Here is a 20,858-nt window from a genome sequence, read left to right as displayed (position 1 = left end):
GCGCCTGCCCCCAAAGCACTCCTTTGTGCCGGCGCCGCATCTTTGCAGGAAAACAGGATAAGGAAGAACAGGAAAGGTGCTAGGCGCAGATAGTTCATTTTTTACTATATTAACTGCCTTAAATATAGAGCCTTTAGAATGATATTCACTAGTGGAAAGAGAGAAAAAGGCATGGTATGATAACGCCTTCTTTACGCGCAGCAGCTGGTTCCTTTTCTCCCTGAGTGCATCCTCCAGCAGCGAGAGCAGGAAGGCGTATGCCAGCCTGACTGTTTGCAGAGGCTCCTTTTATCCCAGAGACAGCTCCTGCAACTCTCCATGCCATATAGGAAAAGGCAGGCCCACTCCGGCCGCCCTTTCCTTGCTTCCATAACGCTGAGGCTATTTTACCGTAACCGACACCTCTTTATAAGAGCGGTTAGTTTTCCTGTCCGTGGCATCCACCCCCAAAGAGTAGGTTCCGGAGTTGGCATTGTCCATCGAAACCAGTGTGTCGAACTCCACCACCCTTTTTCTCAGCACTTTCGTGAAGTCAACCAAAGGTGTTTCAGCGGAGGCTCCCTTTACTGTAAAACGCATATAGCTTACACTGTCCTTATCAGACGCAGTAACGCTAATGCGCAGCTGTTCCCCTGTTCTCAGGCTTTGGCTGTTGGCAGGGGCATTCACAACTAAATAGGGGACAGAGCCATCGGGCTGCAGGCTTTCATCCTCAAATAAATATTCACATGAAGTGAGCATCAGCAGGACTCCCAGAGAGGCAAGAATTGATTTGATTTTCATTTGGCTAAATACTGTGAATTGATAATAAATGGTAGTTTCTTAAAAATGAGCAGGCTCAACAGGCCTTGCTGAATGCTGTGACAAGGCAGTAACCTGCTATGCAAAACCATAGGGTATCCCCTACAGCAAGGCCTTGTACTTCCCTTGCCAGGCGTGATGCACACCGAGCGTTGTGAGATACACAATGACCGGGAACACCTGGTGAAGCCGCTCTACAGCAGCTCCTGAATAGAGATGGTGATATCGTGCGGCGCTGCCTCATCACCTCCAAAGTAAGGATACAGCTGATACCCCTCGCCCTTTCCGTTGCAGTTCCTTGGCAAGGAAACGGACTTTCCGTCCATGGTCAGCACATAAGCCTGGTCTTCCAGCCTTATTTCGCATGCGGATGGTTTTCCCAGTGTTACATAGCCTATAAAGGCCGATTCCCGGACCTTGTTCCTGTAGGTGTAAGCATGCACCTCCAGGCGCTCCCCGTACCAGCGCCAGCCGAAGCGGACGCTGTTGGTGTGGTGGTCGCTGCTGCAGTCGGAAAGGCCGTACAGCTTGTTCATGTCCCGCTGGTTAGCCGGGTCCTTTGTGGCATAGACTGCAGTACTGTCGAAAATGACAGAAAAGCGCACACGCTCCGTGCTCAGCACCTTAACGAAGTCAGGGTCTGCAGCGAAGGCCCTGAGTGCGTCATGAGTCCCCTTCTTAATAGTGTAGACGGTAGTTTTCGGCTCCTGCTCCTGGCCTGTGATAAGTTGGCACGACTGCAAGGCACAGCTAAGGATGAGCGCTCCGGCAAGGCAGCGCTTCTTAAAAAAAGGCAACATTAGATAAAAGTAAAATTTGCAGCGGTTATAAGTTTTGTGCACGCTCTGTGCTGTTAATTAAGCCTGGAAGGCGATAAAGAGCCAAGGTGTAATATATGGTTGTACTCTATAAATGGAATCAAACTGTTTAGCAGGCAAACCTTGAATATCAAAAAGCTTGTCAAACACCCTGCTCCCGCCCTCGCGTTTGCTGGTACATAAAATATGGGCAGTGTGTCAAAGCCATCAGCCGCTTCCTGCCTGAGGCTTCCCTCTCACGGCTACCTGTTACAGGTGCAGTTGCGGCAATAACACCCACAAGGAGAGCAGCGGAAAGAAAAGGCATTTCAGACTGGCTCACCAGATAACCACCTGCCTGCTGTTGCGCTGAACGGGGGCCAGGTAAAAGGATAGGGCCACCTCGCTGGTGTTCATGCTGGTGTACCTTGCCGCCGTAGGCACCTCATACGCATAGGCCAGTCTGAGCTGGTTCACCAGGAGCCCTGCATTGAAGCTGTATGCCTCGTCCCTGCGGTAGCCGCCGCCCACCCAGAACATGTTCCGGTAAATTGCCTTCAGCTGGCCCTCCACGGCCCCTTCCAGGTTTCTGTCGTACTGGTAAATGCCGTTGACTGCTAAGCCCACCTGCTCGGTGACGGCCGTGCGGTAGCCTGCCTGCGCGATGTGCCTGCGCGTGTACAAATCCTTGAGGAAGCTGTCCCCATAAATCATCCTGTCCTTCGTCACCTCATGCATGGCGTAGCCAAGGTAATACCTCTCGGAGGTCAGCATCAGTCCCAGGTTCAGGTCAAACTTGCTGATACGACTCCTGTTACCCAGCACCCCCAGGAACTGTGGGTCACTCTCGTTGTCCACTGTCAGCCTATGGCCGTCCAGGCTTATAGAGCCGTAGGTAAGGGCACCACCCCAGCGAAGCCGCGTGCGCTCGCCAAGCCGCACGCCGGAGGCGTAGCTTAGCAACAGCTGGTTCTCTGCAAAGGGTCCGAACCTGTCCCCAAGCACGGCCAGTCCCACGGCATGGCTGGCTTTATCCTTCGAGGCATGCCCCCTTTCTTCCTGGCCAGCTGCCCGACCCGTTAAATTCAGCTCTCCCGAGGCAAACATTGTCCTGGGAGCACCCTCAAAGCCGGACCACTGGCTACGGTAGAGGGTTTTTACCACCGAGCCATCAGAGCCTGTGAGCGCCGGGTTGTAGTACTGCTGGAAAAGAGAGAAATTGGCGATGTTCTTCCTGCCCTGTGCCTGCACGCCCAGGGCAGAGACTAAAATCAGGACTGATAATATATACCTCTTCATCTTTAATCACTTCTTAAGAACTGTCACAACACCTTTCTTCACCACGTTGATGTCCCTTATCTGGACAATGTAGAGGAATCCTCCCTCCAACACCTTACCGTTCCTGTCCATGCCGTCCCAACCCTGCTCAGGGTTGGTCGTTCTGAACAGCCTTGCCCCGGCACGGCTGAACACCTCCACCTCCACGTTGTTGTAGAATCTCAGCTCAGGGATAACCCAGGTGTCATTGATGCCGTCGCCGTCAGGAGAGAAGGCGTTCACTATCTTAAGTTGGTTTTCCGGCTTCGCGTAAAGCTCCTTGTCCAGCCTGAAGCTTTTCTCAATGGCGTTATGGTATGTATCTGTGCTGCGCACCCTGATAGAGAACTGCACCCGACCGGACATACCTTGATTTGATTTCAGGTGGAGTTTATCGCCGCTGATTTCAAACAGGCTGTTGTCAGCACTTCCCTCACCGCCTACCAGGGCGTAAACAAACTGTGAGTCATCAGGGTCGGTTGTGGTAAGAACGCCAAGCGCGTTATCAGCGGTCGCTTCCGGCGTGAAAGTAGCCGTGCTGAGGGCAAGGGCGGTAGGGACTTTGTTTGACTGTACCTCCACTGTAATCCTGGCTGTTATACCAGTTAGGTTTGTCGTCATCGGTGCAGGCACCAGCACTCCTGACAGCTCATAGGCACCAGCCACAAAACCGTTGTATCCGTCCTGCCCCCACGCTACCCGGACTTGCTCCCTTATGCCTGTTGCGTAAGCGACTTCCACTGTAGCCGGCAGCGGCACATCCGCGCAGGCAGTTCTGATGGGCACCCTGATGGTTGCAGGTGCTGTAACATCCGCAATGTCACGGGTGATTTTCACCACTTCTGCTGTTACAACCGCGCCTTTGTTTCCGGCGGCATCCTGCAGGTACACCGCTGCTGACAATGTGCCGTCGTGAAGGCCGGTCAGGTCAAGGGAAGAGATGTCGAATCGGGCGCTTTCCACAGGAGCGGTACCTGTCACAGGTGTCCCGCCCTGGCTGCTGGTGATAGTGTAGTGCAGCGTTGCACCAGTTTCCGCACCGCTTATCCCCATAGAGACATTGCCCACATTCCGAATGTCCACAGGGCCGGTGTTGAAAACGACGCCGTATCCGGCTGGCGCCGTGGCGTCATATACGATGGCATTTCTTACCGCTCTCACGTTACCCGCTTCGTCTCTTAGCTCTGCATAAACAGTCTTGCTGCCATCTCCGCTGGCCAGCGTCCAGTTTTTTGTGGCGCCTGCTGTTTCCCAGGCGCTCCAGGTGCTGTTGTCGTTGGAGAAGCGCATCCCGGTTACACCGGATCCGGTTCCGTCGGCGGCTGATATGGCTAAGGCCACTGAAGCACTGTTGGTATAAGCCGCTCCGCCGTTGATGGCAATGCTTCCTGTCGGCGCCGCCTTATCCAGCCTGAAGCGAACGGTTGTCGTGTTTTCAGCCGCATCCGACACTGTCAGAGCATAGTCCCCTTCCGCGCCTACGTTAGAGCCGCTGGCAAAGGGCTCCCCGTTTAAAGTCGCGGTGCCCTCGTTGAAGGAGATGGTAATGTCACTGTTGTAAACGCCGTTGTCAGCTATGCCCTCTACCAGGGGAGGCGTAAAGTCCACCCTCATAACAAAAGGCTCAGGGTTTATCTCTGTTTCCCAGAGCACGCTCCAGTTGGAGCCGTCCTTCAGCAACGCAGCGTATTCAGCTGTAGTCTTGCCTGCCCTGGGCCCTACATACTGCTCAAGAGGGTCTATAAACATCCCGAAGGTCATGCTATAGTCCGCTAAGTCAGAAGGCAGGTAGGTGGTTGCATCACCTATTTTGCCTGATGTTGTCCATGTGAAAGGCCAGTGCACGATGAGCAGGGCGGTTCCGGTAAAGGTAGCCGTCTCGCTGTTGGCAGGAGTAAAGCCCGTTCCATTGCCATCGGTCTGGTATACGGTTATCTGGTCACCGCACCCTATTTCCAAAGAGGGGTTACTCTTCCCCGAGTTGCTGAACACGGTGGTGGAGCCAAGGCTTGTCGTGTATGGAGATGCTGTCTTCAGAGCAATGGTGGTGCCTGCTGCAATGGTGCTGCCCGTGGTGTTCGTCCAGGTGGCAACCTGCTCTTTGTTTCTTGCGTTTCCGGGAGCCGTAGTAGCCCCTGCACTCCGCCAACCGTTGTTGGTGAACCTGATCTCTGTGCCAGGAGCCATGTCTACCCAGGCCACAAATCCTATGTCCCCGTTGCCGGCGTTGAAACCTGAGACAGCGACGTCACCAGGCCGGAGGGCTGTTCCGGTATTGGCTGAAAAGTAAGCCTGTGCCGGCAGTTCCCGGGAGTCAGCAGGAAAGTAGGATAGTAACAGGAAGCATACGAGCAGCACTTTCAAGAGCGGATTGAAAAAGGCGCACCGTGCACTCTCCCTCTCCTGAGAAGAGGGAAGGGTAAGAACTTGCATAAAACGAATAGGTTGGTAGAGGTTGTGCTTATAAATAAATTTATACTTCCGGCAAATGTAGAAACTTTGGTGAATTGTAAAAAACCATTCACCAATTTTGTAAATAAATATTTAAGTATATAAATGTTACGCTTTTATAATCCTTTAAATAAAAGGCTTCATGTGATTCCTAAAGCCTTTTTTGCTTGACTAATACAGAAAGTCAATAGAGCCTTTAGCAACTATGCCGGGTGCTCTCAGTTACATTAAATATGATTTTTTCTGTTTGTTTTATTACTACAGAAGAACAACCCCACTAGAGAGTTAAATTATCGCTTGCTCGATTTGAAACTCTATCTGTCTGGATATTCTACCTGTAAAGCCTACCCTGCGTTTAAACATAAGTTGCTTAAACGCAGCATCTCACTACCACATAGATACTCTGGAAGCAGTTTCCCGCACTTTTCACCCATGTTCTTTTCTAAAGGCACTTGTCTACCCCGTGTTATACCTTTACAAATTAATGGGAAGTTGGTAAAAGCGATACCGGGTAAGATGTGCAGACGAAAAGAAAGGAGGCAGGCAACGCCGGCTCAGGAAAAGGCTTCTGATAAGGTTCCTGCCAAACTGAATATTGACTATTGCATGTATGCATGTAAGTTGTACCCGCTCGATAACCTGTCTCAGGTGGAATCGCAACGTTTTACTGGAGAATTTTTTCAGGCAGCCACAGCCTCCATTCAAATGTAGCAACTCCAGGACAAGGGTTCCCTATAAAAAGCACTTTCAGAACAATGTGTTTGTCTATGAAAAGCCGCTGCTAGTCATTTCAAATAAGTACAACATAGAATGGGATGGTGCACCGCTAAACTTTCTGGGCATTGAAGATCTGGAGAAAATAATAAACCGCTACAGCCATAAGTACCAGATAATCTACAACAGGCCCCTTGCTACTCAGATTGTGGCTGATAACAGTGAAATACTTGATTTGAAGGAGCACTCCTGGCTAAGGGAAAACCATCCGGAGGTACTTCTGGTCTGTGATCTGTACCAGGAGCATAGGGCCATTGTAAATAATTTCAACCATTTACAGTTAATGATCTACGCTAACTGCGACCGCTTTATATCCATGCACGGGGGGACTGCCGCACTCGCCAGTTGCTTCGGGGGAGTGAACGTGATACTGTCTAAAGGAAGCCCGAAGGAAGTGCATCTGAACGAATTCTCAACTATTTTCCCCGCCTTGTCTGGGGCCAGGATTCTGCACGCCAACAGCAACGAAGCTTTATTTAGGCATCTCGAAGAAGCATTTTAAGTAGTATGGGCTTAGCCCTGTAGAGACGCTGTATTGTGAATGGCAGGCGTTCTCCCTGCCATAGCATGCAGCAATGGGGAGGATCATCTTAATTTAATGACACCTCCTGTGCTGCCGCTTGCTTATGTCATTATTGCGTCCTTGCTTTCAGTCATAATACAGGATGCGGCGACTATGAATGTAAAAACACCGCATCATTAGAGCAGCTCACAAATATTCTACCCCCATAAGGCGCACCAGATACTGTCTGAGAGGCTGCACAGCATTGCACAGGGCTCAAGCACTACATTGGGCTGGGGCTCTTGGCTTCCTCCTGAGTTTGTGGAGTGCAAAAAAGGGTACTACTAAGTCCTTGTTCCAAAGAATAAACATACCCTATGATGAAGAGGAAAAGAGGGGCTTTTTTTCAGAAACAAGGAGAAAAGATTGCATAGTGCAACGAAGGTAATGCCCGGTTATTCCTCTTTATAAGTCTCAGTGTTTGCCGCCACAACCGCAAAGTGAAGCCACCCCGTCACTTTACCGTATTTTAATAGTGCGCCTGCGCCCATATTCTTCAACCTGTTGGCATGCACCTCCCGTATCAAACGCCACTACTTGTAATGACGGCAGGGGAACATCATTAAGTTAAACAGGTTTCCTTGCCATTGCCAAACAGGACACAAAAGGGTGCTGAGCCGCCTTATGCGCTTAGGCTCTATGTCTTGCTGCTTTTATATGTTGTCTGTATGTCGGGAGCCGGTAAAGCAAGGCTACTATTAAATTCATTTATGTATTTCATTAATATTATAAATAATAATTAATAATAAGCAGCGTCTATATTTGCAGCGATCAAGACACGTTGACACTCAATAATACTAATCCGATGGCTGCCATAGGTCAAAACATACAGAGAGCAAGCCGGCTTTTGTCTGGTGGAAAATTAGTGGCTATCCCGACTGAAACGGTTTATGGCCTCGCGGCCAACGCACTTGATGCGCTTGCCGTTGAACAGATATTTTCAGTTAAAAACAGGCCACACTTCAATCCACTGATCATCCACATTGGGAGCAGCAATGAACTTATAAAGTACGTCACAGAAGTGCCCGCGGCAGCTCAAAGACTGATAGAGAAGTTCTGGCCAGGACCCTTAACTTTGCTGCTTCCCAAAAAAGAAAATGTGCCGGACATTGTCACGGCATCGCTCCCTCATGTAGCTGTGCGGGTTCCCGATCACCCCTTGACCCTTAAACTGCTGCAGATGCTGGAATTCCCGCTGGCAGCCCCAAGTGCAAATCCCTTTTGCTATATAAGCCCTACACGGCCTGAGCACGTACAGCAGCAGATTGGTGAGAAGATACCGTACATACTGGACGGCGGCCCCTGCGATAAGGGGGTGGAGTCTACAATAGTTGGATTCGAGAACAACAAGCCAGTAGTTTTCCGGCTTGGTGCCATTACCCCTGAAGAGATAGAAGAAGTAGCGGGAGAGGTTAAGGTGCACAAGCAAACTGGCAGGAGCCTTTTAAGCCCCGGCATGTTGCCCTACCACTATTCTCCCAGAACCCCGTTGTACCTGACAGACAGAGTGGAGGAGTTACTGGAAAAGTATGGCGCTGCAGAAACGGGTATCATCACATTTCATAAGACCATGGACAACCTCCCGCAGGAGCATCTTGCTGTCTTGTCGCCCACTGCCAACATGAGTCAAGCAGCCAGTAACCTGTACCACTCCCTTCACCGGCTGGATGGCATGAACCTGAAGAGGATTATTGCTGAAAAGCTTCCGGAGAAAGGTCTTGGAAAGACAATAAATGAGCGCCTGAAAAAAGCCGCAGGAAGAATAGTGGCCGAATCATGATAGGCATTTTTGTATTAACTGCCTACTGAGTCTTCTTAACCCTTAAGTAGCACCACCAAAATATTATTCCCCAAGTCTTGTACTTGTGTCTTTGAAAACTAAACCCTAACCCAGCAAATATTAATTCATGAAAGTACTTAAAACAGCCCCTTTTACAAGTGGCCTGGCTGGCCTGCGCGAAAACTTTAAAAGTGATGCCCTCTCTGGCTTCCTGGTGTTCCTGATTGCCCTGCCCCTCTGCCTTGGCATATCCTTGGCCAGCGGTTTTCCCCCTGTGGCAGGTATACTTACAGCAATCATCGGTGGCATGGTAGTCAGCTTTCTGGGGGGCTCAGAACTCACCATAAAAGGGCCGGCTGCCGGACTTATTGTGATTGCCCTGGGCGCAGTGGAGGAGTTGGGGCAGGGGGACTCCCTGCTGGGATACAAGCTGGCGCTGGCTACCATTGTAGTGGCTGGTGTCATCCAAATCCTGTTCGGCTTATTGCGAAGCGGAGTGCTGGGTGACTTCTTTCCTGTAGCAGCCGTGAGTGGTATGATGACCTCCATCGGTATCATCATCATCTCTAAACAGGTTTTCACCCTGATGGGTGTGAAGCCTGCCGGCAAAGAACCCTTGGAGCTTTTAGTTGAAATACCCCAGGGAATTGCCAACCTGAATCCTCAGATAGCCATCATCGGAGTTACCAGTCTGCTCATTCTGTTTATCCTTCCGCTCCTGAAAAACAAATATTTGAAACGGGTACCGGCACCCCTTCTTGTGATACTGATATCTATTCCGCTAGGGCACCTGTTCGGCCTGGCGCACAGCCACACGTACCTTTTTCTGGACAAGCACAATTACAGCGTTGGTCCCGAGTTCCTGGTAACACTCCCCAAGGACCTGCTCAGTGCCATCACTTTCCCGGATTTTTCCCAAGTATTCTCTGGCACCTCTATTAAGTACATCATCATGTTCGCAGTGGTTGGTTCATTAGAGAGTATTTTGAGCACCAAAGCCGTGGATACGCTGGACCCCTACAAGCGCAAAGCTAACCTGAACCGCGATATGGTGGGGGTGGGCATCGGCAACACCCTCGCCGGCCTGATTGGTGGTCTGCCTATGATCTCAGAGATAGTGCGCTCTTCTGCCAACGTCAATAATGGAGGCAAGACACGCTGGGCTAATTTCTTCCATGGTGTTTTCCTGCTGGGGTTTGTGGCCCTGGCGCCTGGCCTGATACACCAGATTCCGCTTGCCGCCCTGGCTGCGATGCTTATCTACACAGGTTTCAGACTGGCTTCGCCTACTACTTTCATTCAGACTTTCCACAAAGGTTGGGAGCAGCTGGTGATATTTCTGATTACGATCATCTTTACCCTCTCCACTGATTTGCTCGTGGGTATAGGTGCTGGTATAGCCGCTGAACTGCTCATCCTGATGATAAAAGGGCTACCGGTGAAAAGCATCTTCAAGCCGGGCATCAAGCTTCAGCAGCACGAAGACAACGACTACATACACATCGCCTTGTCAGATGGAGCAGTGTTCAGCAACTACATCAAATTACGAAAGTACCTCGATAGCCTGCCACGCCAAAAACACCTGGTGCTCGACTTTTCTGAAACCATCGTTGTGGACCATACTGTAATGAGGCACCTGCACCAGTACCGGGAGGAGTACATGGCGCAGGGAGGATGGCTGGAGATGACAGGTTTGCACGCTCACAAACCTGTGTCCAAGCATCCGCTTGCGGCCAGGGTCAGGGCGCAAAAGAAAAAGCAGGTGAAAGTGGCCGCTTAAAGAGAAGGGCTGTTTTGATGAGAGCCGCTTATTGCTGCTGCCTTAAATCACTTTATTTAAAGGTGTAAATTAAGCCTCCTGCTTTGGTAATGTTTCCATCATCAAAGCAGGAGGCTTTCTGCTGTAGCTGTAAAAGAAGAGAAACAGAAGCCGTAGCGGCTTAAAACTGTTCAAGCCATCCAAACCATTCCTGGATTGTTCTGCTTTTTTCTTTTTGTATGTAGTCTAAAAATGAACTCGCAACAGGAGAAAAGCTTTTGTTTTTTAACCATATCAGGTTCCAATTTGATTTTATGGGGAATCCCTTGACTGGGATGATCTGCAGGTCACCGTTGCTCAGTTCATTCTTGATTCCTATCAACGGCATGATGGAATAGCCCAACCCGGCAATCACAGCCTGTTTTACCGCTTCATTAGAGGTTAGCTCCATCTTTTTTATGACAGGCAGGTTGTTCTGTTTGATAAACTTCTCCATTATATGCCGGGTGCCTGATCCCGGCTCCCGGTAAATCAGGGGGATAGTCTCCAGAATGCTCTTTTCGTGTAGCTGTCGTTTAAATTCTTGCTCCTTATTGCCAACCAGGTGCAGTTTGTTTTCCATCAACTCAATATTGTCCACCTGCAGGTTCTCCGGTAAGACGGACACCAGGGAAAAGTCGACCTCGTTCTTTTCCAGGCTTTCAATTACCATGGCCTTGTTCGTCACGTCCAGCACTAACTCAATGCCGCGGTGCTGCTTCAGAAAATCAGACAGGAAATAAGGCATCACGTATTTGCCGGTTGACACAACCGTGATTTTCAGGCGGCCGATCAACTGCCCCTTGTATGCGAGCGTCTTGTAGTTAATGGCATGTACCTCATTGAGAATCCTCTCTGCTGCAACAGCTATTTCCTTCCCGAAGTCAGTGATGAAGATTCTCCTCCCAATCACTTCTGTCAAAGGAATCTCGAACTGGTCCTGCAGGTTCCTGAGTTGTATGGACACGGCGGGTTGTGTCAGGTGCAGCTCCTCGGCAGCTTTTGTGATACTTTGGGTCTGGGTGATTTTCAGGAAAACCTGCAACTGGTGCAATGTGTAGTTCATAAGTTTTGTTTATGGGTGGCATTAAAAGTATATATTTTTATTTATATAATCAATTAGCGATTTTTGTAGCACAAATAAATCACACATGAGCGAAATGAGATTAGCTGAAGGCTACGGAAATTCTACCGAGTCGGTGGATGCTCCGGCTTTGACAAGAATCACCGTTGCGAAAGGCGACGGCATCGGACCAGAAATCATGGAGGCTACTTTGAAAGTGCTGCTTGCGGCTGGGGCTAAACTGGAAATTGAGGAGGTCCAGGTCGGGGAAGGCGTATACCTCAATGGAAACAGTTCCGGTATTTCCAAAGCATCCTGGGAAGCCATCAGGCGCAACAGGGTTTTCCTGAAGGCTCCCATCACGACCCCACAGGGGGGTGGGTACAAAAGCCTGAACGTGACCATGCGTAAAATGCTGGGCCTGTATGCCAACGTGCGGCCCTGTGTTAGTCTCCACCCCTTTGTAAAGACCAAGCATCCTGTTATGGACATGGTGATTATCAGGGAGAATGAGGAAGACCTGTACGCCGGTATTGAGCACCAGCAGTCTGATGAAGTGGTGCAGTGCCTGAAGCTCATCAGCCGTCCGGGTTGTGAGAAAATAGTGCGTTACGCGTTTGAGTATGCACGGCGGCATAACCGCAAAAAAGTCAGCTGCTTTACCAAGGACAACATCATGAAGCAAACCGACGGGTTGTTTCACCAGGTTTTCAATGAGGTTGCCAAAGAATTCACCGGCATCGAAAGCGAGCACTGGATTGTGGATATAGGTGCCGCAAGGCTGGCCGATACACCTGAGGCCTTTGATGTGGTAGTGATGCCGAACCTCTACGGCGACATACTATCCGATGTGGCAGCGCAGATAACCGGTTCAGTCGGGCTAGCCGGTTCAGCCAATATAGGCGAAACGTGTGCCATGTTTGAGGCCATCCATGGTTCAGCCCCGCCTATTGCAGGTAAGAACCTGGCGAACCCATCCGGGTTGCTTCAGGCGGCCATTATGATGCTAAACCACATCGGGCAAACCGAGGTGGCCCAAAAAGTGCAGAACGCCTGGCTCAAGACCATAGAGGACGGAGTGCATACAGCAGATATCTATAAAGAGGGGGTTAGCAAACAAAGAGTGGGCACGAGGGAGTTTGCACAGGCCGTCATCAGAAACCTTGATCAGAAGCCATCTTCTCTGAAGCCAGTGGCCTATGAAAAAGGGGCATCATTCAACCTGCCCAAATACCAGCGGAAGCCGGCTGCTAAAAAAGACCTGCTTGGAGTGGATGTGTTTGTCCAGTGGAATGGCACGAGTGCAGAAGAAATGGGAGAGTTGATTCAACAGCTGGACACGCCTGAAGTGAAGCTTACTATGATCTCTAACCGGGGCATTAAAGTTTGGCCCGAGGGGTTTGAAGAGACTTTCTGTACCGACCACTGGCGTTGCCGCTTCAAACATGTGGAAGGGAAATTCATCACGAAACAGCACATCCTGGCTATTTTATCGAAGGCCATAGAAAAAAACATTGACACCATCAAAACAGAAAACCTTTACGCCTTTGACAACAGAATCGCCTTCTCTCTCGGGCAGGGGCAATAAATACAATACCTTAGGTAGCTTATCACAGAAAGATGATTTCGTTTTTAGGTTGGATTCCATTAATTATCGGCTCTTTCATCACAGCCAAAAGTGAGGCTGTCCTGTTCACGGAGCTTTTCAAAGCTTTAGCCGTCATAGTTTGCCTCGTTCTGCTTCGAATTATTTCTAACAACAATAAAAACAGTTCTTATGACAACAATTAATCTGATCATGGGTGACTACACCCCGATGGAGGCCAAAGAGGTGCTTCTCAAAGTTGTAGAAAGCAAAATCAACTTTCATAAAATCAGAAATCTAAGCGCCTATGTTCATTTCGGCAAAGCTGACGCTGATTCAGAAACAAGAATTAAAGAGCTGAAAGAGGCGAGAGAGCAAATTATTGCGCTGGTTCAAAAAGCAATAGACGACAACACCATGATTGAAATCGGTTCAACGATAGATATTGCCTTCAAAGTCAAAGCTCAACCTGAGGAGAATGTTCAAGGGCAGGAGGTTGCTGATAGCTACCAGGCATAAGAAAGAAAACGTGATAGCCCCCCTCTTGGAGGAGGCTTTCGGGGTAGAATGTTTTGTTGCCGAGGATTTAGATACGGATAAGTTTGGCACATTCAGCGGAGAGACAGAAAGGAAGGATGATTCCATTACCACCGTACGGAGCAAATGCCTGGAAGCCATGGCCATGTATGACTGCGACTTAGGCCTTGCCAGTGAAGGTTCGTTTGGGCCTCATCCTTCCTTTTTCTTCCTTCGTGCTGACGAGGAAATCCTGGTGCTGATAGACAAAAAGAACAGCCTGGAAATCATTGTCCGGGAGTTGAGCACCGAAACCAATTTTGGCGGGGAACAGGTTCACTCAGAAAGCCAGCTGTCAAGCTTCGCTGAAAGAGCGCAGTTCCCATCGCATGCCTTGATACTCCGCAAGTCGAAAGAAAACAATGACGAGGTTATAAAAGGTATTCAGGGCTGGAGCCAGCTTAAAGAATCTTTCCATCATTTTTTAGGAAAGCACGGCACAGTGTACGTGGAAACGGACATGAGGGCCATGCTGAACCCCACGCGGATGAAAGTAATCGGACAGGCATCCCAGAAGCTGATAGATAAAGTCAGCTCACGCTGCCCCCAATGCGCTACTCCTGGCTTCGGCATTACCGGAGCTAATCAGGGACTGCCCTGTGAATGGTGCCGTTACCCTACCCGTTCCACATTGAGTTATACTTATCAGTGTCAGAAGTGTGCCTTCATAAAAGAGGAGAAGTACCCGCATCAAAAGACCCACGAGGACCCAATGTACTGCGATATGTGTAATCCATAATCAATCAGATTAGAAAAAGATTATTTAAGGTCTACTTATAAGCCGGAGATGAAAACGATTATACGCAACGCTAATGTCGTAAACGAAGGAAGAGTGTTTGTTGCAGATGTGCTGATTGCAAAAGATAGAATTGAGAAGGTTGCTCCTGAGATTACTTCCTCTAAAGAAGGAAAATTTGTGGAGATTAATGCTGAAGGGTTGTATTTGATACCGGGTGCTATTGATGACCAGGTGCACTTCAGGGACCCCGGCCTGACTCAAAAAGCAGATATCTTCTCCGAGTCAAAAGCGGCTGTTGCGGGTGGTGTTACTTCCTTTATGGACATGCCCAATACCGTTCCCAATACGCTGACGCAGGAGTTGCTTGAAGAAAAATACGGTCTCGCTTCTGAGAAGTCCCTGGCGAACTATTCCTTTTTCATGGGCATTGGGAAAGACAACTTAGAGGAAGCCTTAAGAACGGATACAGAAAACGTTTGTGGCATTACCGATGATGGCCTCTACTTTCATAATGAGGAAGGAATACTGGCTAATTATCCTGTCTTCTTGGAAAAGCTTTTTTCACGTACAGAAACATTAGTTGCCCTGCATAGTGAGAATGACAGTATTATTAAAAGGAATACTGCTGTATACCGGCAAAAGCATGGTGATGACATTCCCTTTGACTGCCATCCTCTGATAAGAAGTGAAGAAGCTTGCGTGAGCGCAACGAAAGGGGTGCTACAGGTAGCCCGAAAACACAACACCCGCCTTCACCTTTTTCATATTTCCACACTGGCAGAAACAGAGCTGCTTGATAATCAGGCAAAGGTCCGGGAAAAGCGAATCACGGCTGAAGCCTGTATCCATCACCTATGGTTCTCAGATAATGACTACCATCGTTTGGGCGCAAAAATAAAGTGGAACCCGTCCATCAAGACAGAAAGAGATCGGGAAGGTTTGTTACAGGCCCTGCTAGCCGACAGGCTGGATATCATAGCAACAGACCATGCCCCACATACGGTAGAAGAAAAATCAGGCAATTATTTTCAGGCGAATTCCGGAGGGCCCCTGGTACAGCATGCCTTACCTGCCATGCTCGAGCTTTATCACCAGGGGAAAATAAGCCTGGAAAAGATAGTTGAGAAAATGAGTCACCATGTGGCTGAAGTTTATAGAATCAGGGAAAGAGGCTACATTCGGGAAGGATATTTTGCCGATTTAGTTTTAGTTGACCTCCATTGCCCCTGGAAGGTAAGTCCACAAAACCTCCTGTACAAATGCAACTGGTCTCCCTTTTTAGGACAGGAATTCAATAGTAAAATTACCCACACATTTGTAAACGGAGATTTGATGTATGCAAAAGGTCAGGTTACGAGCGATACAAGAGGTAAAAGGTTGAAGTTTGAAAAGATAAGGTAAGCATGAGGAGAATCTTTGTAACGGGCATTGGTACAGGAGTGGGCAAAACGGTGGTTTCAGCCATTCTTGCAGAAAGGCTAAAAGCCGATTACTGGAAGCCTGTTCAATCAGGCGACTTAGACTGTACTGATACTATGAAGGTTCGGGATTTAGTAGGCAATTCAACCACAGTATTCCATCCGGAAAGGTATAAGTTCACACAACCTCTTTCTCCACATGCGGCAGCTGAAGTAGACGGCGTAACAGTAAAGCTGGAAGAGTTTTTGACTCCAGAAACAAATAATCATTTAATCATAGAAGGAGCCGGAGGTTTATTGGTCCCACTAAATAAGCAACATTTAATAGCTGACCTCATATCACACTTGAAAGCAAGTGTGATCCTGGTGTCCAGAAACTACCTGGGAAGCATCAACCACACCTTACTCACTATTCAGGAATTAAGGCGCAGAAACATACCTGTTCTTGGTCTTGTTTTTAACGGCAGGAGCACACCACAGACAGAAGCCATTATTCAACATTATTCTCAGTTGCCAGTCTTGTTCAGTGTTAAAGAGGAGAAGGAAATAAACAAACATACTGTTTTGAAATATGCTAAGAACATAGAGATATGAACAACAAACTTTTTCTTGTCTGCCCCGATAGCCTGGTAGAGCCCTTCATCCGGGAACAGTATGGGCAGAATGTGCTTTTTCTTACCGCTCTTGGCGCTGTCTTCAATTTCAACGAAATACACTATGTGGAAGCAGTAGACGATCTGCTCCAAGAAGAAGCAGTTGAAGAAATCTTCATTGTAAATGATCTTTGCTGTCGCTTCATGACAAGTATTCTGGAACGGGAAAAAGGTTTTGGAACAAGAGCAGAGCAGGAAATGGTGGATCTGTTCATCGAAAATTATTCAAACATAATGGCAGGCCTTACTCTGAATGATAGGAAACAAAAGTTCGCAAAACTGAATATCCACCGGCAGGCCTTCGAATTGATATCCAACGAACGCTTGCTGTCCCGGATTTCCCAGGCAAAGATTAGCCTGAAGGGGCTTATCACGTCAAAAACACAAGGCCAACTCAAAGAAATGAATATAAACCTTCAGGAGATTTGCAAATAAATACATCCGCCCCCATTCCCTGTTATGGAGCTAAAAAAATCAGCCTTACACTCCTCACGGCATATGGCAGGCTACAAAAGGCTCAACAGCTTTATTGCTTCCTGCTTCGGTTTTACCTTGGCTGTGACGCTGCCCACGGTAGCAGATTATGTGACTTTGTTGGTCTTGAACTGATATGTGATGCGCCTTATAATGGCCCAGCTCATCGGCTATGTGCGGGGATGGGGCAAGGCAAAAGCTTCGGGTAAAAACGGGTGGACATATTTTGCCGGCAACAGCCTTTTCCAAATCGCAGCACTTGCCCTTCTGGCTTACCAAACAGGCAAGTTTAGTTGCGGTACAGGATGGCTATTTCAGTAGTGCACCTTCTTTTACTATCTTGTTTTGCCGGTAATAAGGGAGTTGCAGCTATAACCGTATACAATGGAATTCAAGAATACAGACAGGTTGCTTAAGCTAAGGTTCCTGGGCAGGCACAGAAAAGAAATCAAAGCAGAGTACCTGAAGCATGCGTTAAAGACGGGCTATGTCTTTATCAGGGCGGACAGTAATTTCCGTGCTGCCGGAAAGCTCAGGTTTATAGAGAGAAGCTTTGATGAAAGCCATTTCAAAAGTCTCTGCGAGCAAGAGGCTAGAGATGAACATACAGCTGCCGATGAGGGTAAATGGGTATATTATGAGGTGCATTGGAATTCAGACAAAATATCTGACCATCTCAAAGAACCTTTCTAACCGCTGTTCTTTGGACGCAGCGGTACGGATGCTCAGGCTGAAAGTGCCCCACAAGCCGCGGTTGTTTGTAGCTCAAGGCCTGTTGCTTTGTTGCTATCTAAGAATCAGTAGGCTGTAGTAATAATCATCGGGTATGACAATTGAAAATGAGCAGGATTGCCGCCTACAGATAATGGAGCTGTTTTACAACTACCTCTATGAGGATACAGATGCCGGGACCCTGGTAAGCGAGCTAAAGAAAATCGAGGCCCTGGCTCAACAGAGCCTCAGAGGGTCTACAGGAGAGTGCGTTTTGTTCCGCTTCTTTGAAGGCGGTAAGCTTACAACCGTAGGCGACATGGAAAAGGTGCTGGCAGCGCCGTGCCACCCAAACTACGCCCAGCTCCAGGAGGCCCTGAAACGCGCGGTTCTAAGAAATGAGTTACAGGTCTGATACCTATAAGTGCAGCTTACAAACCTCCTGCCTCATTTCAGCAGCACAGTTGATGCAGAGGTAGCAGGTGGCCCTGCCGATGCCGAATATCTAGGGGATTTCTTCCACAGTATTCCAGGTCCTTCCGGAGTCACATCTGGGTCTTGAAGTATTGCAATACATTGCTGAAGCATGATAAAGCCTGTCACATGCCTGTCCCGGGGAAGAGCTGCGCTCATTCTTCATCACACGCACGGGCTGGTGAACCAGGGGGATTCTTAAATCGATGCCCTGGAGCTGCCCTCGCTTGCCGTGACCGGCATGAAGGAGGGGGAGTCTAAGCGAACTTGCTACCTTTTACTGGAGGCTTCTTCTTAGGCAGATTTAAATTTGACTATTATTAACAGACGTGAACTTGATGCTTCCTTCAAGCGGATGGCCATTGACCTCTCCTACGCGAGGGGTTCGGTAAAAGAGGTGGCCGACGAGCTGGGCATAGATCCCGGCCGGCTGAGCAAGTGGCGGCAAAAGGACAGCTCGCCAGTCCGCCCCACGGAAGGTCTGACAGACGAGCAAAGGGAGATAAAGCGGCTACAAAAAGAGTAGAAGGAGGCGCAATTAGAGCGCGATATGGACCCGATGCTGACGCACGTCTGCGGGTCAAAAAAGGCGATGAGCATCTTCTCCAGGGGAGACGGGCGGTATACAGGTTCATAAAAGAGCACCGAAACCGGTTTCCCGCCAGAGAGGATGTGTAAGGTGCTCCAGGTAAGTACCAGTGGCTACTATTACTGGCTCAAACATCCGGTTGGGATAAGAGCGGACAAGGAGCAGGAACTAGTGGAGCAGATTAAACAGGTTTATGAGCAGAGCAAACGCCGCTACGGCTCCCCCAGGATTGCTGTTGAGCTCAAAGAACAGGGGATTCACGTGTCGCCCGCCTGATGCAGAAGCATCAGGTCAAGAGCATTATACGCAAGAAATACCGGATGCGGACCACCGACTCCAGCCATGCATACACAGTGGCGAGAACCACCTCTCGAGGGATTATCAAGCGGCAGGACCGGCGGAGAATTGGGTATCCGACTTAACCTACATCAGAACCGGGGAAGGCTGGCTCTACCTGACGGTGGTGCTGGACCTGGCGGACAGGAAAGTAGTAGGCTGGGCACTGAGTGAGACCATGGAAGCGGAGGCGACCACCGTGGCGGCCTGGCAGATGGCGGTGGGAAACAGGCCCCTGTTCCACTCCCTTTTGTTTCACTCCGACCGGGGCGTGCAGTACGCCTGCAGTGCCTTCCGAGAGCAACTGGAGGGAATGCCGGTGCTGCAAAGCATGAGCCGCAAGGGTAATTGCTGGGATAACGCTGTGGCAGATAGCTTCTTCAAGACGATGAAAACGGAAATGGTGTACCACCACAAGTTTGCCACCAGACAGCAGGCCCGGCTGGCTGTGTTTGAGTATATTGAACGATTCTATAACCGGAAAAGGAGGCATTCAGCCCTTGGTTACCTGACGCCGTGCCAATATGAAAGCTTGTTGTACAACCAAGCAGTGGCTGCCTGAAAAAAGTCTCCAGTAAAACATTGCAATTCCACTTCAGGATTACTATGAGTGGCTGGAGGGACTGCCGGAAGATATCCGCAAGGACATGCGCCGGCTGGGGTTTGAGAAATGCAAGTCAGCCCCTTCCTTCACCAGGTATGTAATGGAGAAGAACGACGTGGGAATGGAGGAGTACATCCGGCAGCACATGGATCCGGAGGACTATGCTGCCTTCAATGCAATGAGAAAAGCTTTATGATGGTATTATTATAAGAAAGTGGTAGCATAATCAAAAATATTATAGGATTATAATGTTAAATCTCAAGCTAATGCTGCTACCTTTGGGTGTGGCTAACGACTTTTAGCGAAGTGGTTACTTCATGTTTGGTTATTTGTTTGGATGATAGGGTAGTCTATGGCTACCCTTTTCTTTTCTCTGCCTGGCTGAAAGGCCCAGAAATGATTCAGAAGGCTTTCTAATGGCTAAAAACAAGCCGCAACAACGTGTTGCAACAGAATCGCAACACGAGGCATTGCTAGGCATAAACGGTTGAAATAGAAGGCATCCCTTAAACCGTATCAAAATTCCCGCGTTTGGCGGGACGAGCACAGACAGCTATTCTGGGTAAGTTATTATGCTGCACCTTCTTCGGCTCCGACACCAAGACCGTGGAGGAGATAGCAAAGATTCTTGGCATTGGCAGGGCCACCTGCTACCGCTATATCCAAAGCACAAGTGAGGCAGTGTGAAAGGGAGCGCTAAAACTGTGGCAGTTCAATTGTATCCAGGTACGGCTCAGGCAACCATTGGCTGGTGAAGCCCTGCACCAGCACAATCTCATTGAATGCAGGGTCGTACCACATCTCGCAGAAGAACCTGCCCATGTGGTAAAGCGCCAGGCCATAGTTGCCCTCTGTGCGGGTAGAAAGGAAGGTGCCCCGCTTCCATACGCTGGCGGCTCTTTCGCTGAGGGGCAGGGTGTTAAATTCTTGCAGATGCATCACAAGGGCTATACGCCTGCGACCTCTGCAGGTACATAAGCGAAAGCACTTGGAGGCTACAGAAACTCTATCATTACAGAAGATTCCGCAGTGGCCGGAGAGCAGCGGCATTATTCTGCTCAGGCCGGAATTATTATCCCTGCGACTGTGTCTGGCTTTTGACTCTGAGAGGGTTTTTTCATGAATTGTTAGTTGAGGTCTGGATGAAGGGGTAGCCGGTGGCTGCCCTTTTCTTTTGCCGGGCCAGGAGCAGGCACTCTTCAAACTGCACCCGGGCAGTTTGAAGAGTGCCACAAGACTTGCTGTTCCCCTGAAGATGAGGAGCATCTTTAGACACCATGGCAACGTATGGCAATGGTGCCTGTCATCAATAATAAATGGGCATGGGAAACCTGCCCTGACTCTTTTCCTTCAGCT

Annotated in this window: 22 protein-coding genes; 16 read left to right on the top strand and 6 right to left on the bottom strand. The window is 49.1% G+C overall.

The window, feature by feature from the left end:
* Nucleotides 1-381: 381 nt before the first annotated feature.
* The 4 genes from DXT99_RS23245 to DXT99_RS23230 form a co-directional block, all read right to left on the bottom strand.
* Nucleotides 382-783, bottom strand: coding sequence for an Ig-like domain-containing protein (locus tag DXT99_RS23245; protein WP_115567992.1), 402 nt, complete (start codon nt 781-783; stop codon nt 382-384).
* A gap of 212 nt (nt 784-995) precedes the next feature.
* Nucleotides 996-1,601, bottom strand: a complete 606-nt coding sequence (locus DXT99_RS23240) for a hypothetical protein (protein WP_115567991.1) — start codon at nt 1,599-1,601, stop codon at nt 996-998.
* Between the two features lie 336 nt (nt 1,602-1,937).
* Entirely contained in the window at nt 1,938-2,897 is a 960-nt protein-coding gene (locus DXT99_RS23235) for a PorP/SprF family type IX secretion system membrane protein (RefSeq protein WP_115567990.1), read from the bottom strand.
* A gap of 6 nt (nt 2,898-2,903) precedes the next feature.
* Complete coding sequence (locus tag DXT99_RS23230) at nt 2,904-5,348, bottom strand: gliding motility-associated C-terminal domain-containing protein (RefSeq protein WP_115567989.1); 2,445 nt, start codon at nt 5,346-5,348, stop codon at nt 2,904-2,906.
* A 775-nt stretch (nt 5,349-6,123) separates the two neighbouring features.
* Here DXT99_RS23230 and DXT99_RS23220 point away from each other — a divergent pair.
* The 3 genes from DXT99_RS23220 to DXT99_RS23210 all read left to right on the top strand — a co-directional run bounded on the left by DXT99_RS23220 (nt 6,124) and on the right by DXT99_RS23210 (nt 10,262).
* Nucleotides 6,124-6,642, top strand: a complete 519-nt coding sequence (locus DXT99_RS23220) for a hypothetical protein (RefSeq protein ID WP_115567987.1) — start codon at nt 6,124-6,126, stop codon at nt 6,640-6,642.
* 841 nt (nt 6,643-7,483) lie between these two features.
* Nucleotides 7,484-8,482, top strand: coding sequence for an L-threonylcarbamoyladenylate synthase (locus DXT99_RS23215; RefSeq protein WP_317048162.1), 999 nt, complete (start codon nt 7,484-7,486; stop codon nt 8,480-8,482).
* A gap of 127 nt (nt 8,483-8,609) precedes the next feature.
* A complete protein-coding gene (locus DXT99_RS23210) occupies nt 8,610-10,262 on the top strand; it encodes a SulP family inorganic anion transporter (protein ID WP_115567985.1) in 1,653 nt (550 codons plus the stop codon).
* A 160-nt stretch (nt 10,263-10,422) separates the two neighbouring features.
* On the opposite strand, the gene DXT99_RS23205 is transcribed toward DXT99_RS23210, so the two are convergent.
* The gene (locus DXT99_RS23205) at nt 10,423-11,346 is read right to left on the bottom strand and encodes a LysR family transcriptional regulator (RefSeq protein WP_115567984.1); all 924 of its coding nucleotides are present in this window, start codon (nt 11,344-11,346) and stop codon (nt 10,423-10,425) included.
* A gap of 148 nt (nt 11,347-11,494) precedes the next feature.
* On the opposite strand from DXT99_RS23205, the gene DXT99_RS23200 reads away from it, so the two are divergent.
* From DXT99_RS23200 to DXT99_RS27175, 13 genes are all read left to right on the top strand, one after another.
* A complete protein-coding gene (locus DXT99_RS23200) occupies nt 11,495-12,931 on the top strand; it encodes an NADP-dependent isocitrate dehydrogenase (protein ID WP_115568013.1) in 1,437 nt (478 codons plus the stop codon).
* Between the two features lie 189 nt (nt 12,932-13,120).
* Nucleotides 13,121-13,447 carry a hypothetical protein gene (locus DXT99_RS23195; protein ID WP_115567983.1) on the top strand — a complete coding sequence of 109 codons (327 nt, stop codon included), beginning with the start codon at nt 13,121-13,123 and terminating at the stop codon, nt 13,445-13,447.
* Between the two features lie 10 nt (nt 13,448-13,457).
* Nucleotides 13,458-14,243, top strand: a complete 786-nt coding sequence (locus DXT99_RS23190) for a DUF6671 family protein (protein WP_246000978.1) — start codon at nt 13,458-13,460, stop codon at nt 14,241-14,243.
* A gap of 48 nt (nt 14,244-14,291) precedes the next feature.
* A complete protein-coding gene (locus tag DXT99_RS23185; protein ID WP_115567981.1) occupies nt 14,292-15,644 on the top strand; it encodes a dihydroorotase in 1,353 nt (450 codons plus the stop codon).
* 2 nt (nt 15,645-15,646) lie between these two features.
* On the top strand, nt 15,647-16,255 hold the full coding sequence (bioD, locus tag DXT99_RS23180) for a dethiobiotin synthase (protein ID WP_115567980.1): 609 nt from the start codon (nt 15,647-15,649) through the stop codon (nt 16,253-16,255).
* Nucleotides 16,252-16,749 (top strand): hypothetical protein, encoded by a 498-nt coding sequence (locus DXT99_RS23175; RefSeq protein WP_115567979.1) that lies wholly within the window; start codon nt 16,252-16,254, stop codon nt 16,747-16,749. The genes bioD and DXT99_RS23175 overlap by 4 nt, the downstream gene beginning before the upstream one ends.
* A 192-nt stretch (nt 16,750-16,941) precedes the next feature.
* Entirely contained in the window at nt 16,942-17,109 is a 168-nt protein-coding gene (locus tag DXT99_RS27180) for a hypothetical protein (protein ID WP_181885232.1), read from the top strand.
* Between the two features lie 63 nt (nt 17,110-17,172).
* The gene (locus DXT99_RS23165) at nt 17,173-17,481 is read left to right on the top strand and encodes a hypothetical protein (protein WP_115567977.1); all 309 of its coding nucleotides are present in this window, start codon (nt 17,173-17,175) and stop codon (nt 17,479-17,481) included.
* 133 nt (nt 17,482-17,614) lie between these two features.
* Nucleotides 17,615-17,914 (top strand): hypothetical protein, encoded by a 300-nt coding sequence (locus DXT99_RS23160; protein WP_147294288.1) that lies wholly within the window; start codon nt 17,615-17,617, stop codon nt 17,912-17,914.
* A 369-nt stretch (nt 17,915-18,283) separates the two neighbouring features.
* A complete protein-coding gene (locus DXT99_RS28025) occupies nt 18,284-18,499 on the top strand; it encodes a transposase (protein ID WP_394851345.1) in 216 nt (71 codons plus the stop codon).
* 144 nt (nt 18,500-18,643) lie between these two features.
* Entirely contained in the window at nt 18,644-18,838 is a 195-nt protein-coding gene (locus tag DXT99_RS28020; protein ID WP_394851344.1) for an IS3 family transposase, read from the top strand.
* Nucleotides 18,756-19,460: an IS3 family transposase gene (locus DXT99_RS28015; protein WP_394851343.1), complete on the top strand. Its 705-nt coding sequence runs from the start codon at nt 18,756-18,758 to the stop codon at nt 19,458-19,460. Before DXT99_RS28020 ends, DXT99_RS28015 begins: the two co-directional genes overlap by 83 nt.
* Before the next feature lie 573 nt (nt 19,461-20,033).
* Nucleotides 20,034-20,189, top strand: coding sequence for a helix-turn-helix domain-containing protein (locus DXT99_RS27175; protein WP_181885231.1), 156 nt, complete (start codon nt 20,034-20,036; stop codon nt 20,187-20,189).
* A 9-nt stretch (nt 20,190-20,198) separates the two neighbouring features.
* On the opposite strand, the gene DXT99_RS23150 is transcribed toward DXT99_RS27175, so the two are convergent.
* Complete coding sequence (locus DXT99_RS23150) at nt 20,199-20,441, bottom strand: hypothetical protein (RefSeq protein ID WP_115567975.1); 243 nt, start codon at nt 20,439-20,441, stop codon at nt 20,199-20,201.
* Between the last annotated feature and the right edge of the window lie 417 nt (nt 20,442-20,858).

Source organism: Pontibacter diazotrophicus (assembly GCF_003367245.1).
Taxonomy (GTDB): Bacteria; Bacteroidota; Bacteroidia; order Cytophagales; family Hymenobacteraceae; genus Pontibacter; species Pontibacter diazotrophicus.
The sequence above is the reverse complement of the archived record's forward strand: the minus strand, read 5'-3'. Positions and strand labels throughout refer to the sequence as shown.

Bases quoted from the DNA above. Each gene is read 5' to 3' on its own strand.
- DXT99_RS23245 (WP_115567992.1), bottom strand. From the start codon at position 783: ATGAAAATCAAATCAATTCTTGCCTCTCTGGGAGTCCTGCTGATGCTC.
- DXT99_RS23240 (WP_115567991.1), bottom strand. From the start codon at position 1,601: ATGTTGCCTTTTTTTAAGAAGCGCTGCCTTGCCGGAGCGCTCATCCTT.
- DXT99_RS23235 (WP_115567990.1), bottom strand. From the start codon at position 2,897: ATGAAGAGGTATATATTATCAGTCCTGATTTTAGTCTCTGCCCTGGGC.
- DXT99_RS23230 (WP_115567989.1), bottom strand. From the start codon at position 5,348: ATGCAAGTTCTTACCCTTCCCTCTTCTCAGGAGAGGGAGAGTGCACGG.
- DXT99_RS23210 (WP_115567985.1), top strand. From the start codon at position 8,610: ATGAAAGTACTTAAAACAGCCCCTTTTACAAGTGGCCTGGCTGGCCTG.
- DXT99_RS23205 (WP_115567984.1), bottom strand. From the start codon at position 11,346: ATGAACTACACATTGCACCAGTTGCAGGTTTTCCTGAAAATCACCCAG.
- DXT99_RS23195 (WP_115567983.1), top strand. From the start codon at position 13,121: ATGACAACAATTAATCTGATCATGGGTGACTACACCCCGATGGAGGCC.
- DXT99_RS23185 (WP_115567981.1), top strand. From the start codon at position 14,292: ATGAAAACGATTATACGCAACGCTAATGTCGTAAACGAAGGAAGAGTG.
- bioD (WP_115567980.1), top strand. From the start codon at position 15,647: ATGAGGAGAATCTTTGTAACGGGCATTGGTACAGGAGTGGGCAAAACG.
- DXT99_RS23175 (WP_115567979.1), top strand. From the start codon at position 16,252: ATGAACAACAAACTTTTTCTTGTCTGCCCCGATAGCCTGGTAGAGCCC.
- DXT99_RS27180 (WP_181885232.1), top strand. From the start codon at position 16,942: ATGGCCCAGCTCATCGGCTATGTGCGGGGATGGGGCAAGGCAAAAGCT.
- DXT99_RS23165 (WP_115567977.1), top strand. From the start codon at position 17,173: ATGGAATTCAAGAATACAGACAGGTTGCTTAAGCTAAGGTTCCTGGGC.
- DXT99_RS23160 (WP_147294288.1), top strand. From the start codon at position 17,615: ATGACAATTGAAAATGAGCAGGATTGCCGCCTACAGATAATGGAGCTG.
- DXT99_RS28020 (WP_394851344.1), top strand. From the start codon at position 18,644: ATGTGTAAGGTGCTCCAGGTAAGTACCAGTGGCTACTATTACTGGCTC.
- DXT99_RS28015 (WP_394851343.1), top strand. From the start codon at position 18,756: ATGAGCAGAGCAAACGCCGCTACGGCTCCCCCAGGATTGCTGTTGAGC.
- DXT99_RS23150 (WP_115567975.1), bottom strand. From the start codon at position 20,441: ATGCATCTGCAAGAATTTAACACCCTGCCCCTCAGCGAAAGAGCCGCC.